We start from the raw sequence: 19,442 nt of genomic DNA on the forward strand, positions 1-19,442 counted from the left end.
TTTTCACCTCATTTCCTAGTAATTTAATTTAAATATTATATCATAACTTATTAAATTGAGTTAATTTTTATAAATAAATTTAATAATTAAACATTAATTACAAAAAAATATAAAGTAGTTCATAAATATTTCATTATGAAACTACTTTATATTTAAATTTAAAGTGGAAATTTTAAAAATTAATCTCTTATTTAAAACTGTAAAATTAACATTACTATTTTATAGTTTTGCTATAAACTCATTTTCTTTAATTTCAATTTTCATATCATTAAAGAATACTTTCTTAGTATTATCTAAATTGTTAAAAATTATTTTTACTTTATTATAAATTTTAGAATATCCTAAACTTTTATTTATTTTTATGTCTAAGCTTTCTCCTAACTTACAATTAATTATATATTTATTTAACTTTCCATCTCTATAATCAAAACTTTCTCCATCATCTAATATATGAGTATAAGTTGCTTCTCCCTCTTCTTTACCTAAATATATTTTTATTGTTAATATATCCTCATTATTTTCTCCAACATAATTTTGCTCTTTTCCTATCGGAATTATAGATAATGCTTTTATGAATATAGGACAAATATCTAATGGAGCATCTTTAATTATATACTTGCCACCTTCATGCTCTTCTCCAGTCCAATAATCAATCCAATTATCTCCCTTTGGTAAATATACTAACCTTTGTCTAGCACCTTGTTCAACAACTGGAGCTACTAAAATATTATCACCAAAATTAAATTCATCATTTATTTCATATGTCCTTTTATCATTTTGATAATTAAATAATAATGGTCTAATTATTGGTTCTCCAGAATTTTCGCATTTATACATCATGTCATATAAATATTTAATTAAAGTATATCTTAATTTAATATATTTTCTATTTATATCTTCTGTAATCTTATCAAAAGCCCAAGGCTCTTGTTCTCTACTTCCAATAGTTGAATGATTTCTAAATAATGGAGTAAATGCTCCAACTTGAACCCATCTACTTAAAAGCTCTGGTGTACAATCATGTCCAAAACCACCAACATCAGTTCCACAAAAAGCCATACCACTAAGTCCAAGATTCATTAACATAGGTAAGGACATTCTTAAATGCTCCCATGTACTTTGATTATCCCCAGTCCAAACTGTAGCATATTTTTGTGTTCCTGCATAACAAGCTCTAGTTACTATAAATGGTCTTTTATTAGTAGCTTTTTTAATACCTTCATAAGTAGCTTTATCCATCATATGTCCATAAACATTATGAATTTCCTTATGAGTAACCAATATTCCATCATTATCAAACACTACATCATCAGGAAGTGAACCATTAAAACTAGCTGGTTCATTCATATCATTCCATATTCCTGATACGCCTAAATCCATCATTATCTTTTGATTTTCAGCCCACCATTTTCTTGTTTTAGAATTCATAAAATCAGGAAATACAGATTCTCCTGGCCAAACATAATTCTTATAAACTATTCCATCTTTATCTGTTGCAAAATAGCCTTCCTTTAACCCTTCATCATATATTTTATATCCCTTATCCACCTTTACTCCAGGATCTATAATAGTAACTACCTTAAATCCCATTTCTTTAAGCTGTTTTAGAAATTCCTTTGGATTTTCAAACTTTTTATTGTCCCAAGTAAAAACTCTAAATCCATCCATATAATCTATATCTAAATAAATTGTATCACAAGGAATATCCTTTTCCCTAAAACATTTTGCAATTTCCATAGCTCTTTCTTGTGGTGCATAAGACCATCTACATTGTTGATATCCAAGTGTCCACAATTGAGGTAATGGTGTTTTTCCTGTTATATTAGTATACTCATTAACTACCTTATTTACTGTTGGTCCATACATAAAGTAATAATCTAAATTACCATCCATAGCTCCAAAGTAATAATACTTAGAATTTTCCTTTCCCATATCAAAATGGCTTTCAAAATGATTATCAAAGAAAATTCCAAAGGCCTCTTTATCTTTTAATCCTATTAAAAAAGGAATTGATTTATATAACTGAGAATATGTTTCGCCATGTGGTGTTGGATCATCTGTATTCCAATTTCTATATTGGTATCCTTTCTTATTTAAATAACCAGTCCTCTCCCCTAAGCCATAAAAATACATATCTTCTTCCATAACCTTAGATATATAAATTTTATATTCTTCATGACCTTCTAATTTATGTCCTTCCTCTTTTGCTAAAGTTGAATTTGTACCAAGTCTTATAAAAGGGTCTCTTTTATCTCTATAATCTCTACATAAAACTTCTCCTTTTAAATTATATATATCAACTTTAAATTCATCATAAACATTAATATCTAAAATATCTGTTTTAATATTTAAAATATTATTTTCATATTTTACCTTAAAATTCACCTTATCATTTAATACGTTTTCAACAACCTTAGAATTTCTCTCTTCTCTATGAAATGGAACAAAAAAATTAACAACAGAGTCATTTATCACAGTAATAGTACTTTGTATCTTTTCATAATTTACTAAAATTTTATTTTCAATAATTTCATAATTTAATATTTTGCCAAACATACTCTCATCCTCTTATTTATAAAAATAATTTATTTTAAAAATATAATATAAATGTTATTATATTATTAAAATAAATTTAATACTTGTAACATACTAACATTTTATAAGACAATACTGCTATAATTAGGAGATTTAATGAATACTTTAGACTTTACAAATTTAAAAGAAAATACTATACATGGTGATTTTATATTACCATTTTCAATTTATAAAGGGGTTATGAGTCCAAGCTTTCCATCAATTTCACCTCATTGGCATGAAGAAGTAGAAGTTATTATAGTTTTAGATGGAAGTTGTGAATATAGAATAAATTTAGATTCATTTATCATAAATAAAGGAGATATTTTAATTATTAATTCTCAAAGCTTACACTCATTAACATCTATTCAAAATAAAAATATGAGTTGGATTTCTTTTGTTTTTAATATGAATATGTTAAAAAGCTCTAATACAGATGGTACATTGTTAAAATATATAGCACCTTTATTAAACCATGAACATCAATTGCCTATTATTCTTAAAGATAATATAGAATGCTACTATAAAATACTTGATGTTATAGAAAATATATTATTCTGTTATTACGAAAAAGATATTGCTTATGAACTTGAATTAAAATCTTTATTATTTAAATTCTTTGCATTACTTTACAAAAATAATTTAATTCAAAAGCACAAAACTAAAAATAATCTTACAATTAATACTACTGATAAAATTAAATTGATTTTAAATTACATAAACGACCATTACTTTGAAGATATATCTATAAATACTTTAGCTGAGCTTTGTGAATATAGTGAATATCATTTTATGAGATTTTTTAAAAAACATATTGGATTAACTTGCATACAATATATAAATAATTTAAGATTAGAAAAATCATCTATTTTATTAACTTCTACTAATAATTCTATAATGGATATTTCTCTAGAAGTTGGATTTGATAATTTATCTTATTTTAATAAATTATTTAAAAGAAAATATAATTTAACACCTAAAGAATTTAGAATAATAAATACTTCAATTTTATAAATAAAAATTATCTTTAATATTGAATTTAATTTTTTTACTAAATATATAATTTTTAAATTTACATATATAAAAATTTTATGTTTTTATTAATATATTATTAATTTCTTATATATTTATATAATTTAATTATCATTTTTTGTCTAAGGAACGAACTTTTTAGCTTTGAATATAATAAATTAGTATAATAAATATATAAGGAGCATAATATGCATATAATTCCTTCTATTTTATTAGCATTTTCTGCAAGCTTAGACAGCTTAATAATTGGAATTGCTTATGGAATAAAAAATATAAGAATTAAATTTTCTATTAATATAATAATTGCATTAATTATTACTTCAGGAACTTTCATTTCTATGATTTTAGGTGCTTTTTTAAGTAAATTTATCCCAGCATATATTTGTAACTACATTGGTGGTATAGTTTTATGTGGTGTTGGATTATTTATGACTTGTGATTTTATCAAAGAGCAAAAAAAATTAAAGAAAAATGAAATATATAAAGAAAATGAAAATAAAGATATTATTGAATCACTAAATTATGATGAGATATTAACTAATAACAAAACTGCTGATACTAACGGCTCTGGTAATATAGAAGTCAAAGAAGCTGTTTCACTTGCTATAGCACTTAGCTTAAATAATTTTGCCCTTGGACTTGGAGCAAGCATGTCTGGAATAAGTATTCCACTAACAACTATTTTTACATTTATTTTTAGTATATTAATATTGATTTTAGGCTTAAAAATAGGCAATAGCTTTTTATCTAAAATTTTTGGTAAATATTCTGATTTATTATCAGCTATTATAATTATAGCAATGGGAATATTCCAACTATTATAATAAAAAAATGCTTCTTAATTTATTTTAAAAATTAAGAAGCATTTTTTATTATAATACCTTTTTTATAAGCCTTATAATATAACTTATAGTATAAAAATCTCTATCTATTTGTGATTTTATTTTATCAAATCCATTAATAAGCTCTTCTTCCGTAAAACTCTCTTTAAGTATCATAAGCGTTAAGGTATTAATACCCCCATCTTTTGTATCAAAAATTCTAGAGCTTTTAACAAACTTATTTTCCATTAAACTCTTTAATGAATCTTCTAATTCCATACTTATATCTATTTTAGGCATCTTTTCAAATATTCTTACACCATCAATATTACTATTAAAATTTTTAGTTTTTTCTAATTTACATCCTAAAAATATAGTATTTTCAAACTTTGCATCTTTAAAGTCAGTACCATCTAAATTTGCACCTTCAAAAATAGCATTTTTAAATTTTGCATTTTTAAATTTGCTATTTTTTAAATTAGTTCCAATAAACTCTGTTCCTTCAAAACTTCCATTCATAAAACTACAAGTTTTAAAATGTGCTCCTCTAAAGGTTGCAAAATTAAAATTTGAATTAGAAAAGTTACAATTATAGCAGTTGCTTCTTTTAAAATTCTTATACATAAAGTTTTTATCTTTTTTTTCTATATTATTATAGTGAAAATTTTCACTTCCGTTATTATCTTTACCCATCTTTTATCCTCTTACTTTCTAGTATATTTTACAATCTTATATATTTTAAATTAAAAAGTCAACTATATTTTATAAATGAATATTAAATTTTTAAGTGAGAAATACTAATAAAGATTTGTATTTGAAACATAAAAAAGGAGGATTTTTAAGTGAAAAAATTTATTTGTACAATATGTGGATATGTTCATGAAGGAGATGCTCCACCAGAATTATGTCCAGTATGTAAAGCTCCAGCTAGCAAATTTGAAGAAATGAAAGGTGAAATGGCTTGGGCTGATGAACATAGAATAGGAATTTGTGAAGGTGTAGACCCTGAAATTATAGAAGGTTTAAGAGCTAATTTTACTGGAGAATGTACTGAAGTTGGTATGTATCTTGCAATGTCACGTGCTGCTGACCGCGAGGGATATCCTGAAATTGCAGAAGCATATAAAAGAATTGCATATGAAGAAGCAGAACATGCAAGTAAATTTGCTGAAATGTTAGGAGAAGTTGTTTCTCCTAGTAGTAAAGCAAATTTAAAAGCTAGAGTTGAAGCTGAATTTGGTGCTTGTGATGGTAAAAAGAAACTTGCAACCTTAGCAAAACAAAATAACTTAGATGCTATACATGATACTGTTCATGAAATGTGTAAAGATGAAGCAAGACATGGAAGAGCATTTAAGGGATTATTAGATAGATACTTTAGTTAAAAAAATTTTTATAAAAAAGGAGATATTTAAATGTCAAAAATTAATTGTGATGTAAATAATTGTTCATATAATAGCTCAGGTATTTGTTTTTCAAACCGTGTTGATATTGGTGGAATGGCTTCTTGTGGAGAAAATGATACATGTTGTGGTTCATTTTTAGATAAAAAACAATATAGTGATTTAGCTAACTGTGCTGAAAATTCTAGTCCTTGTGATTGTTTAGTATGTAAAGTAAGCAGTTGTGCACACAATGAAAACTGTCTTTGTAATCTTTCATCTATACAAGTAAATGGAGATAATGCTAATCTTTATACTGAAACTAATTGTGGAAGTTTTGATGAAAAATAACTATATTTTTAGGCAAATGATAAAACATTATATCATTTGCCTTTATATGTATTTTAATCTATCTTTTCATCTTTTTCTTCATTTTCTAAGTCTATAATTAAATTATTAATTTCTTCACTATTATTACTATCATCTATTATTTCTTTAAAATATTCTATAGCTTCATTATTTCTTCCTTGCCTTAATATCTCATAAGCGTATTCTTCAATAATTCTAGTATCTTCTGGTTCTAATTCATTTGCCTTTATTAAATATTTTTCAATTAAATCATATTTTTTTAATTCTTTATAACAAATTGCTAAAGCAAAATAATTTTCACCATCATTTTTATTTATTTCTATGGCCCTATTAAAATATTCAATTGCTTTTTCAAATCTTCTATTATTTGCCTCATATATTCCAAGACCTGTATATGCTCTATCACATTTTTCATTTGCTTCTATTGCTTCTATTAATGCCTCTCTACCTAAGTTTTCATCATTTAAATCAATTAAATAAGTCCATCCAATTATACATTTAAAATTTGCTATTTGCACATTATCACATTCATAATTTTCTATATAATCTATACATCTATTTATTGCATCTTCATAATATTTTTCTCTAATATCTAACTCAATCAAAAAAGTATTAGCTAAATACTGTTCCGGTTCTTCCTTTAAAACTCTTTCAAAACATCTTCTACTTTCTACATAAAGTCCTAAACTAAGTAATGCTTCCCCCTTTATGTTATAACCATATACAATATAATCACAACCTAATTCAAAAGCTAAATCTACAGCAGCAATTGCATCTTGAAAAAAGCCTTGAACTAAATAACAATGTGCTGTATATAATAAATATTCTGGATTTCCACTTTTTTTAAACCCATCATTGCTATATTTTAATGCTTCATTAACATCATACATTAATATTTCATTAAATATTTCTTCTATGTTCTCCATTTTCCTATCTTCCTTACTTAAAATATTTTATTATTATTCTTGCCATAAATTTATTTTTTAAATAAAATTTGGAGCCAAAAAATATAGCTCCAAACTTAAAATATAGTTTAAATTTTAAACTCTGTGCTTTTATCGTAGGTTTGAGTCTTTAATAAATAACGTTTTAATATCTTAGAAGAAAATATCTTAAAGTTTAGTGCAGACATTATTTCAATAGTATAATCACCTTTTGTTATACAGTCTCTTAATTCTTTTATAGTAGAACATTCTTTGTTTAAGCTAGTATATATTCCTCCAATTTGAATAGGAGTATGACTATCACTACCAGTAATAATATTAATACCTAATTCTTGAGATAAATTAATTAATTCATCCCTAGCAACACTTTCTCCCTTTTTAAATATATCTTTTCCATTTAAATCTAACGCATCTAATCTCTTTAATAAATCATGAGACTGATTGCATAATTTATGTCCTCTTCTACAGGGATGTGCTCCAAGCTTTAATAAATTAAATATATCTGCTTGATCTAATAAGTCCTCTAAGTCTATTAGGTTATCCTTTTCCCTAAATTCTTTTAATAACTTATAAATATCAATGATATTATCTTTATCACCAGCTAAAATTACATGACCCTTGTTCTTAACACTAACCTCCATTGCAGGAAATACTGATATACCTTCTACAATATATCTATCTCCCTCATAAGTAAAATTATTTTCTAAAAAATCATAAATAGCTAGAAAATCTTTTGCATTAAAGTGCTCGCAAAGAATTATTCCATTTAGGCCACTACTTTTTGCAAAATAAATTTCATTCATGAAAAATTCCTTATTAAAATCTTTTCTTTTGCTTAGTAAGCCATGGACATGAAAATCCATATTCATTTATTTTTCACACCCTTATTTTTATTCCCAATATTGCTAAGAGTAATCTAATTACCCTATATTTATTAATATATTAAGATTATATCTTTTATGTTAATTAGTAATTTAAATTTTTAATATTTTACTTCCTTCATACAAAGTCCTTTAGCTGGAGCTTTTTCTGCTAATTCACTTCTATTTTTTTCTTCTAATAATTCTTTAACTTTTAATGGTTCAATTTCACCCTTTGCAACCTTTATTAAAGTTCCACTTAAAATCCTAACCATATTTAATAAAAACCCATTTCCATTATATTCAATTTTTATAATGTTATCTTCTTCAGTAATGTTTATGTAATTTATTGTTCTTATTGTTGATTTTTTTGATTTATCCTTAACTCCACTAAAGCTCTTAAAATCATGTGTTCCTATTAAATATTTACTTGCCTCTATCATTTTTTCTATATTTAATTTTCCCTCAACATGATAAGCATATTTTTTTAAAAATACATTTGCAAACTTATTATTATCAATTGTATATACATAAGTTTTTGATATTACATTTAATCTTGAATGAAATCTATCACTAGCTTCACTTAATGAAGTTACAGATATATCCTCTGGTAAAAACTCATGTAAATATTTAGATATATCATGTAACTTTTTTGTGCTATTAGTTTTAAAATTTGCTATATATTTATCTGCATGAACTCCTGTATCTGTTCTGCCACAACCAATTACTTGAATTTCTTCTCCTGTCATTTTTGACAATACTTTTTCAATTTTATCTTGTATAGTTGATACGCTATTTCCTTTTATATTTTGCTTTTGCCAACCCTTATATCTTGACCCATCATATTGAATTGTCATTTTTATATTTCTCATCTTATATCTCTCTTTTCTTTAAACTTCTTTTTTGTTCATTAATATAATATTTATTTTAAATTTATCTTAAAATTTTTCTTATAAATGTTTATTTTTTGCTAATAAACTTTCATTATATTTCTCATGTCTTTTTATTAAATTTTCTATTGGCTTTCCTTTTATCATATCTATAATCATAGGAGAAAGGACTACTAATGCATCCCTATATCCAAGTTCAATATGCTGATTTAATACATTTTGTCTTATATTTAATGTGCCAATTCCATTTATTAATTCTAATTGAGTTGAAGGATATATTTCTATTATATGCGTATTTTCAAAACCTTTTCTATTTATTGGTTGCTTATAAGATAAATGTACAACTATTATAATATCGCAATTATAGTCTTTTAATGGGAAAATAGGTACATTATCTGCATTTTGATATCTATACTGTGGATTATTTATTCCTCCATCTGCATATCTATAATTATTTATTATAATTGGCTTAAATAAAAATGGGACTGCACAAGAAGCCATACAAATATCTAAAGCTTTTTTATCATCATAATCATTTAATTTAAAATATTCTGGCTTTTCTAAATCAATATTATAAGCACAAGCATATAAAGTTTTCTTGCTTGCTCTAATTATATTAAAATCAATATAATCTTGAATAAAACTTTTAATTCCACTTTGTGATAACAAACCAATATCGTTTCTTTTAAATATATCTGATAACCTTTTTTCCTTATCCACGTTAGAATCTCTTCTAATTAAATTTTTAATATTAATATCTCTTGTTTTATTTTCATTGTTAATAAATCTAGAATAAGAAATATTAGACCAACTTTCATCCATAACTTTTCCATCATTCATTGAAAGCATAAGACCATTTATTGTACCTATTGATGTGCCTGAAACAACAGTAATTCTTCTTATAATATCTAAATCCCAAAGAGCCTTAAAAACTCCTGCCTCATATGCCCCCTTAGCTCCACCACCAGCTAAAACTAATCCGATATTTAAATTAAACAAATTTTCAATATCTATCACTTAACCTCATCATCCTTCATCAATTTTATCTATTATAATAGCTCTTTATATACTCTAATTGCATTCTTATAAAATATTTTTTCTACCTCATCATAAGTTAAACCACTTTTCAATAAATCTTCTGCTAATAATTGAATCTTTGAAGCATCATTAATTTCTAATGTACTTTTTACTCCATCAAAATCAGTTCCTAAAGCAATCACTTCTATTCCACCAATATTTTTTATATGATTAATATGCTTTACTAAATCCTCAATATAAGTAAAAGTTAACCCATTATGTGGAGTAGGCTTAACAAAATCTGAGCAAAAGTTAATTCCAGTAATTCCACCTCTATCAGCTATTTTTTTTATCATATCATCAGTTAAATTTCTAACAGAGTTTGTTATAAATCTTGAATTGCTATGACTTGCTACAAATGGTTTTTTAGTATATTTTAAAACATCATAAAATCCAGCATCTGATAAGTGAGAAACATCAACTATAATTCCTAATTGTTCCATTTCTCTAACTAAATCAATTCCAAACTCAGTAAGTCCAAATTCAGTGTTTGGCATTGTAAAATTTGGCTTTTCAATTATATTACCAACTTTATCTATATTCAATTTAAAATTAGGAAATCCAATACCATTTACATGATTCCATGTTAGTGTTATAAGCCTAACCCCTTTATTATATACTGTTTTTAAATTTTCTAAAGACCCTTCAAGAGCTCCACCATCTTCTATAGTTAATAATGCACCTATTTTATTTTGCTTTTTACAATTAATTATATCATCATATGAATATACTGGACTAATAATATCTTTATTATCTTCTATTTCTTCGTAATAAACTTTTATAACCTCTTGTAATATTTTATATGGATTTTTATATTTTTTTATATCTATAAATATTGCAAAGTTTTGAAGTAAATAATCTCCATCCACTAATTTATTTAAATCTACATGAAAATTATTTTCTTTTAATTTAGAATCATTACCCAAAAGTTTACTTTTATAAATTTCCCAAATAGTATCACAATGCATATCAATAACTTTCATACTAAATCTCCTCCAAACTTATATATATAATTATATCATATACAAGTTAATATAAAAAAAGTGACAAACCTAAGCTTGTCACTAAACTCATAAAATTATATTAACTTTTCTATTACTTCAGCTGGTGCCGAAACAGTAAAAATTAAATCTTCATCAATTCTTACCTTACATTCTTCTTTACTATTTTGAATCTTATCCATCGATAATCCACCAATATTAATTTCCTTAAACTTCGTTGGAGCAATTTCTACCTTAAATAATGTATCTTTAATACCAGTTATTTTTAAATCCATTTGTCCAGCATAATTTTTAACTTTTAATCCAATAATATTATTTCCCTTTAAAGTCTTTTTATCAGTTGGAATATAATCTACATCTACCTTACCTGTAAGTGTAATAAATCCTCCACTTAACTTTCTCTTTACTAATAAGCTTGTATTATAATTACTAGAAAGTTCTGTTAATAATTTTCCTAATTTATATATTGTTAATTCATGTACCATAATAATTATTTCCTTCTTTAAAAATTTATTTAATAATTATTATACAGAGTTACTATATTATTTCAACTAATTTTATATTATTTTTATAAATTATCTATATTATTGCCATTATTGCTTCACTAACTACATCCATTAGCTCATTAACTTTAATATTAGTCATATTTTCATCACCAATATTAATAAACAATGATTTTTTAGATAAGTGTAAATTAAAATTATTTATTCCCTCATCGTAAATAACTATCCTTGCCTTAATTCCCCTACTTTCTATCTCCTTACTAAAATTTTCAGCAAATCTTAAATTTTCTTCATAATTTATACTATTTTTTGATAAATCAATGACTATATCTTCTAAATCACTATTTTCCTCAAAAGCATCTAATCTATGAATATCAATTAATACAGAATTTGAATAATCTTTAATATTATTCTTTATTATATTTTCTGAATTTTCAAAAGAATTTTCATATTCACTAGGTTTTTCACATATTAAAAAAGTAGAATTTATATTAAGATTCTTTAATTTATTATCTAGCTCCATACTTGCATCTATTATAGAATATCCATCTTTATATTCTTCATTAACATGAGAATTATAAATAACAACCTTTGATTTTTCTTCATTAATATAATTTTTATCTAGTATATTTTCTTCCTTCATATTATTACTATTATAATTTTCTTGACTATTTTTAATATTAAAGCCAACACTTTCTTTTGCATTATTAACCTTACTACTTAATGTGACAAACCCTAATACTAAAACTAATATTAAACCAATTATTATCTTTCTAATATTAAATTTTTTATTTTCACTAATCATTTTAATTCTCTCCTTTAACCCCTTTTTATTACTAATCATAGAAGTTGTTCCTAAAATATTTTTATTATTTTTTACATATCTAAGAACATTAATAATTGTATATCCATAATGTAAAGTTTCTTTTTTATTTAACTTTGAAATCACCATATCATCACAAGCTATTTCTAAATCTTCTTTCATAGTATCTAAAGCAAAGTATATTATAGGATTGAACCAATATATTATTTTTAATAAATGTATAATAAAATTTAACTGCAAATCTTTTCTTTTATAATGACATAATTCATGAAGAATTATATATCTTATTTCTTCATTACTTAAATCATCAATTATATTTTTAGGAATTAAAATTTTAGGATTTATAAAACCTGACAGAGCTGGAGCATTAATGTTCTTTACTACTAATATCTTTATATTTTTCTTTATATTTAATAATTCTAAACAATCTTCTAATATATTAAATGAATGTTTATCATATTTATATAACCTATTTTTTATTATCTTAAATAGGTTATAATATGAAATTATTGAAATACATACAAAAATTAATATTCCTAAAATCCAAATTATAAGAAAAGTATTTTTTATATTATTATATTGATTTATGTTATTATTACTTTGTTTTGGAGAGTTTATAATACTACTTTGAGTTTCTGATGAGTTTTTAAAAGAATCATTTATTATTTCAGTACTTAACTTTATTTTTGAATTGCTTTTTATTACTTTTTCTTCATAAGAATTGGAGGTTTTTACTGTATTAAATATATTATAAATACTTGCTTTGCTTTCAGGTCCATACGGAACAATAAGTTTTATAATTACTAATAACCATAATAAATATAAAATATTAACTCCAAAGGCTTTTTTTATTATAGGTCTTAAAATCAAAACAATAGAAGCTAGTACACTCGCAATTAACGATATTTTGAAAATACTTTCTAATATACTTATAAAGTTCACCTCCATTTAAATTACAAACGTAATCTATAAATTTAGTTTACACTTGTAATCAATAATAGTCAATATGTTTTTTGTAAATTATTTCTAATTTTTTTGAATATATCTTGTAATTTCTATTTTATATAAAATTTAATATTGACAAATAAAATTTACATTTGTAAACTTAAAATATAAATTACAACGGTAATCAAAAGAGGTGTTAAAGTTGAAAAAATTACCTAAAATATCTGATGCTGAATGGGAAGTTATGAAAATTATCTGGAAAAATGATTCTATAACTTCAACTAAAATAATAAAGAAACTTCAAGAAAAAACTAATTGGAAAGCTTCCACAATTAAAACATTAATTAATAGATTATTAAATAAAGAAGCCATTAATTTTACTAAAGAAGGTAAAGAATATTATTATTTTTCAATTATTTCAGAGAAAGATTGTATTAAAGAAGAAAGTGAAGGTTTTTTAAATAAAGTATTTAATGGTTCCTTAAATTCAATGGTAATTAATTTTGTTAAATCACAAAAACTTACTGAAGATGAAATAAATGAGCTAAAATCTATTTTAGATAATTCTCAAAATACAGTAAAAAAATAATTTTTTATCTGTATTTTGATAGAATAAAAAATATGCTCCATAATGAATTTTAATATTTTTTCATTTTGGAGCAATTTATTTAAATATTATAATTATTTACACAAAATATAAATGAATTATACAAAATATCTTATAAATAAAAATATGTAAATACTCTTACTATTCATCTTTAAATGTAAATAAATATTTTTCTTTAAAGCTAACTTTTATTACATCATTAACTTTAAATTTCATCTCCTCTTTAGAAATACTAAAATTAATTAAATTAGTATTTAAAGAGTTAACCTCTCTTATATATAAAGTATAGTCAAAAGGATTTTCAACTATATTTTCAATATGCATATTAAAACTATTAATATTATCCTCCTTACTATTAAATAATTTAATATTATGAGCTCTTATTGCAATATAATTAAAATCTATATTATTACTTAGAATTTTTAACTTTAAGTTCCACTCACTAGCAAATACAAAATTATCATATAACCTTTTAGCTTTTGATATATTTTTACATCCAGTAAGCTTTGCCTCAGCTAATGATTGAGGATTTTCAAACAATTTATTTTTTTCCTTTAAGGATTTTGCCTTACCATTATCAAACACTATTATTTTATCACAAACTCTGTATGCCTCTTCTATATCATGGGTTACAAAAATCACCATTCCCTTATAATCTTTTAAAATCTCAATAAGCTCTTTTTCCATACTTGCCCTTAAATGATTATCTAATGCTGAAAAAGGCTCATCAAGAAGCAATATTTCTGGTGATGTGATAAGTGCTCTTGCTAGAGCAACTCTTTGCTGTTGTCCTCCTGATAGTTGCCAAGAGTATCTATTTTCAAGACCTTCTAATTTAAATTTCTTAATGTAACTAGATGATAATTTATTTTTTTCAAGTTTACTAACCTTATCTAATCCTATTTCTATATTATCTTTTATAGTCATATGAGGAAATAAAGCGTAATTTTGAAATAAAAATCCTATTTTCCTATCCTTAGTCTTAATATTAATATTTTTTTCCGAATCAAAAATAATTTTATCATTTATAATTATTTTCCCTTTTGATGGATTTTCAAGACCTGCTATACATTTAAGTGTCATACTTTTTCCTGAGCCAGATGCCCCCAAAAATCCTATAATCCCAGAACTATTTTTTATAGAAACATCTAAATTAAAAGAAGATAAATTTTTAGTAATATCTATATATAAATTCAAAACTATCTCCCCCTATTACCTATTATTTTTTGTTGAGTATCACACCAATAATTTAATAAAAATATCATAAAGAATGATATTAAAACTATAATTAAAACCCAAAACATTGCTCTATTCATATCTCCACTCTCAACAGAAAAGAATATTGCAATTGGCATAGTTTGAGTTTTTTTAGGGATATTCCCTGCTATCATTAATGTTGCTCCAAATTCTCCTAATGCTCTTGAAAAGCTCAATACTAATCCACCAATTATACCTGGCCAAGCAAGAGGTATTGCTATTTTGAAAAATATTTTAATTTCACTTAGTCCTAAAGTTCTTGCTGCTAAAATCATATTTTTATCAATTTGTTCAAATGCAGAGCGGCAAGTTCTATACATCATAGGAAATGCAACAACAGTTGCTGCTATAACTGTTGCACTCCAACTAAAAATAATGTTTTTATCAAAACTCATAAAAATCCTTCCTATAAACCCATTTTTTCCACAGATAAGTAACAAGAAAAATCCTATAACAGTTGGTGGCAATATTAGAGGAAGAGTAAGAATTCCATCTATAAATCCTTTACCTCTTCCTCTATAATTAGCCATTTTATAAGATATAAATATTCCTATTATAGAAGTTATAATTGTTGCAATAAATGCTGTTTTAATAGATATCCATAAAGGTGAAAAATCCATACTTATAACCTCTCTTAATTTATTGATTTATATCCATACTTTTCAAATATTTCTTGTGCTTCATGCGTAAATAAAAAGTCTTCAAAATTCTTTGCATCTTCAATATTTTTTGAATCTTTTATAACTGATACTGGATAAACAATTTTTGAATGATTATTTACTTCATCAATATTTTCAACAATTTTAACATTACTATTATTTAAAGCATCACTTAAATATACAAAACCTACATCAGCATTTCCAGATGCAACCCATGCTAAAACTTCCTTAACATCTTTAGCAAAAACAAGCTTATCACTAATATTATCTTTTATTCCTGTATTTTTTAATACTTCATCTGCATATTTTCCAGCTGGCACACTTTCTGGCTCACCAATCGCTATATGCTTAACTTTATCATTTTTTAACTCATCAAAATTATTAACTTCAACTCCATTTGATTTTATAAGAACCAATGTATTTTCAACTAAATCTTTAGTTGTATCATCTAATAATAATCCTTCTTCTTTTAAAGTATTCATTTGCTTTTGTCCTGCGGATATAAATAAGTCACATGGTGCCCCTTGTTCTATTTGTTGTTGCAGAGAACCTGATCCCCCATAATTTATGACTAATTTAACATTTTCATTGATATTTTTATATTCTGTTTCTAAATCAACCATTACTTCTTTTAAACTTGCTGCTGCAGAAATATTTAAATCTACTACATTTTTATTATCATCTTTACTACAACCAATAAAAAGCAAACTACATCCTAGTAATATTGATATAATTTTTATTTTTTTTATCATTTGCTACTCCTATTCTTCTTATTTTTAATTAAATTTATTATCTACAATTATAACTTAAACATTTTAATATTATCATACTTTACCATTAAGTTCTACTTGTATAATTTCATTTATCTCACAATAATATACACGTTCTTTAAGAACGTGTATATTTTAATTAAATAAAATTAATTTAAACTAAATTTATTAAAAGCATATATTTATCTATTATATAATTTCTTTAAATTATCCGTAAATTCTAATCTGTTTTCTTCTAATGTCTTTAATCTAAAGAAACAACCACCATTTACATTACCATTTGCATTAGAATATCTTACTTGATTTATTACTTCATTACCATTAAGCCATGCTTCCCCATAACTTGAATCATTTATTTTGTAAGCTGCATATCCAATATATAGTTTTACATTATTATCTTCAACTTGCTTAGCCCACCAATCAACTAATGTTGCAAAAGGTGCAGCTTTATAATCAAATTGCCAATATATTTGAGGAATAATATAGTCAATCCATCCTTCTTGAATCCATTTTCTAGAATCTACATAAACATCATCGTAACTACTTAATCCTCTTGTATTACTTCCACCTACAGACTCACCATTTCTCCATATTCCAAATGGACTAACTCCAAATTTCACTTCTAGCTTAGTCTCTTTTATCTTACTATATAATTCTTTTATAAAAGAATTAATATTATCCCTTCTCCAATCATCTTTTGAATTAAAACTTCCTCCATACTTTTTATAAGTATCATTATCTGGAAATTCTAATCCTCCGGAAGGATATGGATAAAAATAATCATCTAAAACAATACCATCAATATTATAATTTTTAACAACTTCTATTATTGTATCAATAACATATTCTCTAACCTCTGGTATTCCTGCATTAAGATATTGATAATTACCATATTTAACTATCCATTCTGGATGATTTTTTAATGGTGATGAAGCTGGTAACTCTGATATATAATTATTTATATTAAAAGTTTTTGAATTACTATCTATTCTAAAAGGATTAAACCAAGCTTGAAGCTCTAATCCCCTTTTATGTGCTTCATCAACTGCAAATTCTAATGGATCATATCCTGGATCTTTTCCTAAGCTCCCTGTTAAATACTTAGACCATGGAGAATAACTTGATTTATATAAAGCATCTCCCATAGGTCTAACTTGAAAAAATATTGTATTCATATTTGCTTCTTCTATAAAATTAAACTTTTCTTTTAACATCTCCTTTTGAAATTTTGAATCATATTTTCCTGCTTCTGGCCAGTCTAAATTACTTACTGTAGATACCCAAACGCCTCTCATTTCTCCATCTTTTATAAATTTATTTTCTATAGCTTCCTCACCTTCACTTTCACTAATATCTATACTTTTACTTTTTGAATCATTATTAAGTTTACTTATCTTTATTTTTATTACTATGCCTGCAACTAAACATATTGCTATAAAAGTTGCCATGAACTGAATAAATTTATTTCTCATTTTTCACCCCCTTTAAAATATTACTATTATTTTTTTGCTAATATAACAAAATTTTAAAATTCCAATAAAAAAGTAACCTATTTCTAGGTTACTTTTTTATTATAGAGCTTTTAACGCAACTGCATTTAAAATGCTCCATGGTTTATTAAAGTGTGGTTGGAAGAAGAAATCTGTCATTGCAAGTTCTTCTATAGTCATTCCATTTTGAATAACTACTGATAAAGTATTCATAAATTGAGTTAAATCTATATCAGAAATTATTTGACCTCCAATTACTCTTCTTGTATCTTTATCAAATACTAACTTAACAGTTGCAGGCATATAAGTAGGCATAAATTCTGGTCTATAGTTATCAGTTAATGATACAGAAGCAACATTCATTTTAGTTGTAGCTTTTGCAACATCTTCAGTTAATCCAGTTGAAGCTATACATTTTTCATAAATCTTAATTCCTGAAGTACCTTGAGTACCCATATATTTAAGAGTTGGTTCAACAATATTTCTAGCAACTAATGTTCCCATTCTTACAGCATTTGTTGCTAAAGGAATATATCTTGTATCATTAGCTGGATTATACTTAACTACACAGCAATCTCCTGCTGCAAATACATCTTCTCTGCTAGTTCTCATATATTCATCGATTATAATTGCTCCATTTGGAAGTGTATCTAACTTACCTTGAACAAGTTTAGTGCTTGGTGCAAATCCAATACATAATACAACTAAATCTCCTTCGTAGCTTCCTTTTTCAGTAACAACTCTGCTTACTTTTCCGTTTGAACCTTCAAATCTAGCTACTTTTTCTCCTAAAACTAAGTTTACACCTCTATCAGAAAATTCCTTTTCTGCTACATCTGTAAATTCCTTATCAAGATATTTAGCCATAATTCTTTCTTCTGCATCTATTAATGTAACATTTTTTCCTTGCATTTCAAAAGCTTCTACAAGCTCAACACCAATATATCCAGCTCCAATTATTATTACATTTTTAGCCTCTTTAGACTTTTCAATTATTTCAAGTGCATGATCATGATTTTTACATAATAAAATATTTTCTAAATCTCCACCTTCAAATCTTGGGACTATTGGCCATGATCCTAAAGTTAAAACTAGTTTGTCATAATTATCTTCAAACTCTTCATTTGTTAAAAGATTTTTAACCTTTAAAGTTTTATTTTCAAAATCTATATCTAAAACTTCATGTTTCATATTAGTTATGACACCCATTTTAGCAAGATTTTCTGGTGAGTTATAGAAAAGATTCTTAGTTTCTTTAATTACTCCTCCAACATTTAAAGCTATTCCACATGATAAGAATGATAAATTATCATTCTTTTCATATACTGTAATTTCACTTTCTGGGTGAAGTTCCTTTAAATTTACTACTGCTGCTGTTCCTGCATGTGTACATCCAACTACTACTATTTTCATAATAAATTCCTCCTAAAAATGTATA

Annotated in this window: 19 protein-coding genes; 5 read left to right on the forward strand and 14 right to left on the reverse strand. The window is 24.8% G+C overall.

Features of this window, described 5'->3' with window-relative positions:
• Positions 1 to 219 precede the first annotated feature (219 nt).
• Positions 220 to 2,556 carry a TIM-barrel domain-containing protein gene (locus QZ321_RS02435; protein ID WP_291746199.1) on the reverse strand — a complete coding sequence of 779 codons (2,337 nt, stop codon included), beginning with the start codon at positions 2,554 to 2,556 and terminating at the stop codon, positions 220 to 222.
• 135 nt (positions 2,557 to 2,691) lie between these two features.
• Between QZ321_RS02435 and QZ321_RS02440 the strand changes: the two genes are divergently transcribed.
• Both QZ321_RS02440 and ytaF read left to right on the forward strand, forming a co-directional pair.
• Positions 2,692 to 3,588: an AraC family transcriptional regulator gene (locus QZ321_RS02440; RefSeq protein ID WP_291746202.1), complete on the forward strand. Its 897-nt coding sequence runs from the start codon at positions 2,692 to 2,694 to the stop codon at positions 3,586 to 3,588.
• 206 nt (positions 3,589 to 3,794) lie between these two features.
• On the forward strand, positions 3,795 to 4,430 hold the full coding sequence (ytaF, locus tag QZ321_RS02445; protein WP_291743765.1) for a sporulation membrane protein YtaF: 636 nt from the start codon (positions 3,795 to 3,797) through the stop codon (positions 4,428 to 4,430).
• Positions 4,431 to 4,478: 48 nt separating this feature from the next.
• Here the strand turns inward: ytaF and QZ321_RS02450 are convergent, their stop codons facing one another.
• Positions 4,479 to 5,120, reverse strand: a complete 642-nt coding sequence (locus QZ321_RS02450) for a pentapeptide repeat-containing protein (protein ID WP_291746206.1) — start codon at positions 5,118 to 5,120, stop codon at positions 4,479 to 4,481.
• Between the two features lie 149 nt (positions 5,121 to 5,269).
• On the opposite strand from QZ321_RS02450, the gene QZ321_RS02455 reads away from it, so the two are divergent.
• The gene (locus QZ321_RS02455) at positions 5,270 to 5,812 is read left to right on the forward strand and encodes an NADH peroxidase (protein ID WP_291746210.1); all 543 of its coding nucleotides are present in this window, start codon (positions 5,270 to 5,272) and stop codon (positions 5,810 to 5,812) included.
• A gap of 30 nt (positions 5,813 to 5,842) precedes the next feature.
• Complete coding sequence (locus tag QZ321_RS02460; RefSeq protein WP_291746212.1) at positions 5,843 to 6,160, forward strand: DUF1540 domain-containing protein; 318 nt, start codon at positions 5,843 to 5,845, stop codon at positions 6,158 to 6,160.
• A 53-nt stretch (positions 6,161 to 6,213) separates the two neighbouring features.
• On the opposite strand, the gene QZ321_RS02465 is transcribed toward QZ321_RS02460, so the two are convergent.
• The 7 genes from QZ321_RS02465 to QZ321_RS02495 form a co-directional block, all read right to left on the reverse strand.
• Positions 6,214 to 7,104 carry a tetratricopeptide repeat protein gene (locus QZ321_RS02465; RefSeq protein ID WP_291746215.1) on the reverse strand — a complete coding sequence of 297 codons (891 nt, stop codon included), beginning with the start codon at positions 7,102 to 7,104 and terminating at the stop codon, positions 6,214 to 6,216.
• A gap of 107 nt (positions 7,105 to 7,211) precedes the next feature.
• The gene (locus QZ321_RS02470) at positions 7,212 to 7,991 is read right to left on the reverse strand and encodes a PHP-associated domain-containing protein (protein WP_291746217.1); all 780 of its coding nucleotides are present in this window, start codon (positions 7,989 to 7,991) and stop codon (positions 7,212 to 7,214) included.
• A gap of 113 nt (positions 7,992 to 8,104) precedes the next feature.
• Positions 8,105 to 8,854, reverse strand: a complete 750-nt coding sequence (truA, locus tag QZ321_RS02475; RefSeq protein ID WP_291744151.1) for a tRNA pseudouridine(38-40) synthase TruA — start codon at positions 8,852 to 8,854, stop codon at positions 8,105 to 8,107.
• Between the two features lie 78 nt (positions 8,855 to 8,932).
• Positions 8,933 to 9,889 (reverse strand): patatin-like phospholipase family protein, encoded by a 957-nt coding sequence (locus QZ321_RS02480; protein WP_291746220.1) that lies wholly within the window; start codon positions 9,887 to 9,889, stop codon positions 8,933 to 8,935.
• A gap of 32 nt (positions 9,890 to 9,921) precedes the next feature.
• Positions 9,922 to 10,932, reverse strand: a complete 1,011-nt coding sequence (locus tag QZ321_RS02485) for a dipeptidase (protein WP_291746223.1) — start codon at positions 10,930 to 10,932, stop codon at positions 9,922 to 9,924.
• Positions 10,933 to 11,027: 95 nt separating this feature from the next.
• The gene (locus tag QZ321_RS02490) at positions 11,028 to 11,435 is read right to left on the reverse strand and encodes a UDP-N-acetylglucosamine pyrophosphorylase (RefSeq protein WP_291746226.1); all 408 of its coding nucleotides are present in this window, start codon (positions 11,433 to 11,435) and stop codon (positions 11,028 to 11,030) included.
• A 94-nt stretch (positions 11,436 to 11,529) separates the two neighbouring features.
• A complete protein-coding gene (locus tag QZ321_RS02495) occupies positions 11,530 to 13,224 on the reverse strand; it encodes a M56 family metallopeptidase (protein ID WP_291746229.1) in 1,695 nt (564 codons plus the stop codon).
• A gap of 199 nt (positions 13,225 to 13,423) precedes the next feature.
• On the opposite strand from QZ321_RS02495, the gene QZ321_RS02500 reads away from it, so the two are divergent.
• A complete protein-coding gene (locus QZ321_RS02500) occupies positions 13,424 to 13,810 on the forward strand; it encodes a BlaI/MecI/CopY family transcriptional regulator (protein WP_291746232.1) in 387 nt (128 codons plus the stop codon).
• A gap of 159 nt (positions 13,811 to 13,969) precedes the next feature.
• On the opposite strand, the gene QZ321_RS02505 is transcribed toward QZ321_RS02500, so the two are convergent.
• The 5 genes from QZ321_RS02505 to QZ321_RS02525 form a co-directional block, all read right to left on the reverse strand.
• Positions 13,970 to 15,025 carry an ATP-binding cassette domain-containing protein gene (locus tag QZ321_RS02505; RefSeq protein WP_291746235.1) on the reverse strand — a complete coding sequence of 352 codons (1,056 nt, stop codon included), beginning with the start codon at positions 15,023 to 15,025 and terminating at the stop codon, positions 13,970 to 13,972.
• Between the two features lie 2 nt (positions 15,026 to 15,027).
• On the reverse strand, positions 15,028 to 15,705 hold the full coding sequence (modB, locus tag QZ321_RS02510) for a molybdate ABC transporter permease subunit (RefSeq protein WP_291746237.1): 678 nt from the start codon (positions 15,703 to 15,705) through the stop codon (positions 15,028 to 15,030).
• 14 nt (positions 15,706 to 15,719) lie between these two features.
• Positions 15,720 to 16,496: a molybdate ABC transporter substrate-binding protein gene (modA, locus tag QZ321_RS02515; protein WP_291746240.1), complete on the reverse strand. Its 777-nt coding sequence runs from the start codon at positions 16,494 to 16,496 to the stop codon at positions 15,720 to 15,722.
• 200 nt (positions 16,497 to 16,696) lie between these two features.
• Complete coding sequence (locus QZ321_RS02520; protein ID WP_291746243.1) at positions 16,697 to 17,986, reverse strand: family 10 glycosylhydrolase; 1,290 nt, start codon at positions 17,984 to 17,986, stop codon at positions 16,697 to 16,699.
• A 99-nt stretch (positions 17,987 to 18,085) separates the two neighbouring features.
• Positions 18,086 to 19,417, reverse strand: coding sequence for an FAD-dependent oxidoreductase (locus QZ321_RS02525; protein WP_291746246.1), 1,332 nt, complete (start codon positions 19,415 to 19,417; stop codon positions 18,086 to 18,088).
• Between the last annotated feature and the right edge of the window lie 25 nt (positions 19,418 to 19,442).

This window comes from uncultured Clostridium sp. (assembly GCF_910588715.1).
GTDB lineage: Bacteria > Bacillota > Clostridia > Clostridiales > Clostridiaceae > Clostridium.

What these genes read in the sequence shown, in the direction of transcription:
- QZ321_RS02485 (WP_291746223.1), bottom strand. Translation starts at nt 10,932, where the DNA reads ATGAAAGTTATTGATATGCATTGTGATACTATTTGGGAAATTTATAAA.
- QZ321_RS02525 (WP_291746246.1), bottom strand. Translation starts at nt 19,417, where the DNA reads ATGAAAATAGTAGTAGTTGGATGTACACATGCAGGAACAGCAGCAGTA.
- QZ321_RS02470 (WP_291746217.1), bottom strand. Translation starts at nt 7,991, where the DNA reads ATGAATATGGATTTTCATGTCCATGGCTTACTAAGCAAAAGAAAAGAT.
- modB (WP_291746237.1), bottom strand. Translation starts at nt 15,705, where the DNA reads ATGGATTTTTCACCTTTATGGATATCTATTAAAACAGCATTTATTGCA.
- QZ321_RS02490 (WP_291746226.1), bottom strand. Translation starts at nt 11,435, where the DNA reads ATGGTACATGAATTAACAATATATAAATTAGGAAAATTATTAACAGAA.
- ytaF (WP_291743765.1), top strand. Translation starts at nt 3,795, where the DNA reads ATGCATATAATTCCTTCTATTTTATTAGCATTTTCTGCAAGCTTAGAC.
- truA (WP_291744151.1), bottom strand. Translation starts at nt 8,854, where the DNA reads ATGAGAAATATAAAAATGACAATTCAATATGATGGGTCAAGATATAAG.
- QZ321_RS02495 (WP_291746229.1), bottom strand. Translation starts at nt 13,224, where the DNA reads ATGGAGGTGAACTTTATAAGTATATTAGAAAGTATTTTCAAAATATCG.
- QZ321_RS02460 (WP_291746212.1), top strand. Translation starts at nt 5,843, where the DNA reads ATGTCAAAAATTAATTGTGATGTAAATAATTGTTCATATAATAGCTCA.
- modA (WP_291746240.1), bottom strand. Translation starts at nt 16,496, where the DNA reads ATGATAAAAAAAATAAAAATTATATCAATATTACTAGGATGTAGTTTG.
- QZ321_RS02465 (WP_291746215.1), bottom strand. Translation starts at nt 7,104, where the DNA reads ATGGAGAACATAGAAGAAATATTTAATGAAATATTAATGTATGATGTT.
- QZ321_RS02450 (WP_291746206.1), bottom strand. Translation starts at nt 5,120, where the DNA reads ATGGGTAAAGATAATAACGGAAGTGAAAATTTTCACTATAATAATATA.
- QZ321_RS02435 (WP_291746199.1), bottom strand. Translation starts at nt 2,556, where the DNA reads ATGTTTGGCAAAATATTAAATTATGAAATTATTGAAAATAAAATTTTA.
- QZ321_RS02440 (WP_291746202.1), top strand. Translation starts at nt 2,692, where the DNA reads ATGAATACTTTAGACTTTACAAATTTAAAAGAAAATACTATACATGGT.
- QZ321_RS02520 (WP_291746243.1), bottom strand. Translation starts at nt 17,986, where the DNA reads ATGAGAAATAAATTTATTCAGTTCATGGCAACTTTTATAGCAATATGT.